At 61.9% G+C, this 2,500-nt stretch carries 2 protein-coding genes; both read right to left on the bottom strand.

Annotation, left to right across the window (positions count from 1 at the left end; translation table 11 throughout):
- Positions 1-559: 559 nt before the first annotated feature.
- Positions 560-1,258 (bottom strand): tyrosine-protein phosphatase, encoded by a 699-nt coding sequence (locus tag Q0K12_RS12410; protein ID WP_297263285.1) that lies wholly within the window; start codon positions 1,256-1,258, stop codon positions 560-562.
- A 355-nt stretch (positions 1,259-1,613) separates the two neighbouring features.
- Positions 1,614-2,303, bottom strand: a complete 690-nt coding sequence (locus Q0K12_RS12405) for a Crp/Fnr family transcriptional regulator (protein ID WP_297263284.1) — start codon at positions 2,301-2,303, stop codon at positions 1,614-1,616.
- Positions 2,304-2,500: the final 197 nt, after the last annotated feature.

Genomic DNA, 2,500 nt, shown 5'->3' with positions numbered 1-2,500 from the left:
CAAATAAGAAAAAAGCTCCTTCCTCTCAGGAAAGAGCGTACAGACGGGAGAAATGCCCCATACAGAAAAAGGCTTCCCGTCAGAAGGCAACCTCCGTACCGAGGAATACGTTTCATCCAAGGAAAAATGCTCCCCGCCGGTCAGGGCACAGACAGGGAAAAACCTGCAAATCCAGCGAGCCGGGGCGCGAAGGCGATCCCCGCAACGCGGGAGCGCCGCAGCAGGCGCGCATATCGCCCGCGAAGCGGGAAGATGCGCGCCGACTTGCCCCCTGCGGCGAGCGGCGGACAAGGTATATAACATGCGATAGTGACGCCCCCCACCACACGGACAGGGGGAGTACGGGGGTCGTAGGGGGTGTAGAGGGGCACGCCCCTCTCACCCCCTGCCCCTCGCCGGGAGGCGACCACGCCCGGATGCTGGGCAACAGCCGCCAGTCAACGGCGGAAAAAGAAAGAAAAAAAGATGCCGCTGCGCAGGCGACCACGCCCGGATGCCGGGCCGAAGCCGCAAGCCAGCGACAAAGAAAGAAGAAAAAGAAGAAAAAAAGAAGGCCCCCCTACCCGTCGGAGGGTTCGACCGCCGGGCGTTCCTTATATCCGGGCTGCGCCGTCTGCCCCGCGTATCCCGGCAGTTGCCTCCCACGGGCAGCCTCCCGGGCGGCGGCAGGAGGCGTCCCGTTCTCAGACGCCAGACAGGGAAGCGCCGCATTGGCGTGCAGCGCCCGGCGCATCGCCTCCAGATCCACGGTCTCCAGAAAGGAGATGATGTCTTTCCATATGCTGTGGTAGCCGTAGCCGCCTTCCAGCATCTCGCGAATGGCGGCCTCGCGCGTCCACCCCTGTTCCAGCATGCGGTAGAGAGCCACCACCATGCCGGTGCGGTCCGCCCCGTGCCAGCAGTGCACCAGCACCGGTCCCGGAGAGACGGCAATGGCGCTCAGAGCCGCCACCGCCGCCGGAAAATGCGGATCCCAGGCCCGCATGGGCACATGCCGCAACAGCAGGTCCGTCCCCAGGGCCAGCGGCGCATCCCGCTGCCCGCTGCGCAGGGAGACGACGGTGCGTATGCCCAGCCGCTCCGCCGCCCGCATGCCTTCCGCCGTGGGCTGGGCGGAACGGTACAACTTGCCGGAGACACGGTGCAGATTGGGCAGCCCCTCCACCTGCACAGGCTGCGCCCATTCCGTCGGACGCCGCTCCACCTCGGCTGCCCAGCCAGCGCCGGCCGCCGCGCCGAGCAGGAGACCGCTGCACACGAGCAACGCGCACAACCAGAAAACACCCCGTGACACGACGATAGTTGGGAAAACTTGCTTCCGCGGACGAGCATATCTCATGAGCTGACCTCTGCTGGTATGGCGCTGCGCCTTCTTTAGAGCATTTTCCGTTTGCAACGCTTCGCGTTTCAAATCCTACGGCCTGGCGTTTGCGGAAAAAGCGCGGTTTTCCGCTCACGTTGAGCCGGGCGGCGCTGTGCCGCCGCCTCGCGTTTTATCTTTTTTCAACGATAAAACGCTCTGGAAACGACACGTTAGTTTTCCTCAGAAGACGTTCGCTTGCAAGAGGCCGCCCTTCCCGTTCTTCCCCGGGCGGACGCCGGGCGGACGGCCCCTAATCCTTGCAATTCGTGGAGCGCGCCAGTTCGCGCAGCCGTTCCATGTCCAGCACTTCCAGCTCCCTCTTGGTGAAGCGGCCGATGACGCCCTCCTCCCGCAGACGGCGGATCAGGCGGGCCACGGTGGTCTGGTGCAGGCCGAGCATGGCCGCCGCGTCGCTCTGGCTCATGCGCAGCTTGCCCCGATGCGACTCGCTCAACTGCACCAGAAGATCGCAAAGGCGGCACATGGACGAGGCGCTGCGCGTCCGGGCCAGATGGAAAAAGAAGATGCTGGACTTTCGGGCCATGGAACGCATGAGATTGGCGATCAGGTGCGGATAGCGGGCAAGGAAATCCTCATCTTCCAGCACTGCGGCGTCAAAGCGCCAGATCTCCGTGGCGTCCAGACAGCAGAAGATGACGGTATACCAGAAATTGCTGGCCAACGCCGGGATCTCGTTGAAAAGGCAGCCCTGCCCCAGATAGAGCTTGCCGCATTCTTCGCCGTCTTCGTCCAGATAGCTCAGCCGGACGCGGCCGGACGCGATGAAATAAAAACCCTGCAGCCTGCTGCCCATGATGATGTGCCCCTTGGGAAAGGTGCAGCGCGTCCCCAGATGCAGCACCTCGCTCCAGGGAGCGTTGATCCCTTCCAGGCAAATCTCCGTACTCCTGACGGTGCTTTCTTCGCTTGTCTGCGGCATAGGCTTCCCTTTTGCGCTTTTTTGAACAATTCGCCTGCATGGCATTTTTCCTCGGAATATCACGCTAAAACGGGCAGCTCAAGAGCCTTTTCAAAACTTGTGCGGAAATTATAGCGTGTGCTAGATAGTGCCGTCAAATTAAAAACATGTTATAATCTCTTCACTTACAATGAGGAGAGACCGTATGGCGGCACATC

The sequence above is a fragment of the uncultured Desulfovibrio sp. genome (assembly GCF_944324525.1).
Lineage (GTDB): Bacteria > Desulfobacterota > Desulfovibrionia > Desulfovibrionales > Desulfovibrionaceae > Desulfovibrio.
This window is presented reverse-complemented; position numbering and strand designations above follow the sequence as displayed.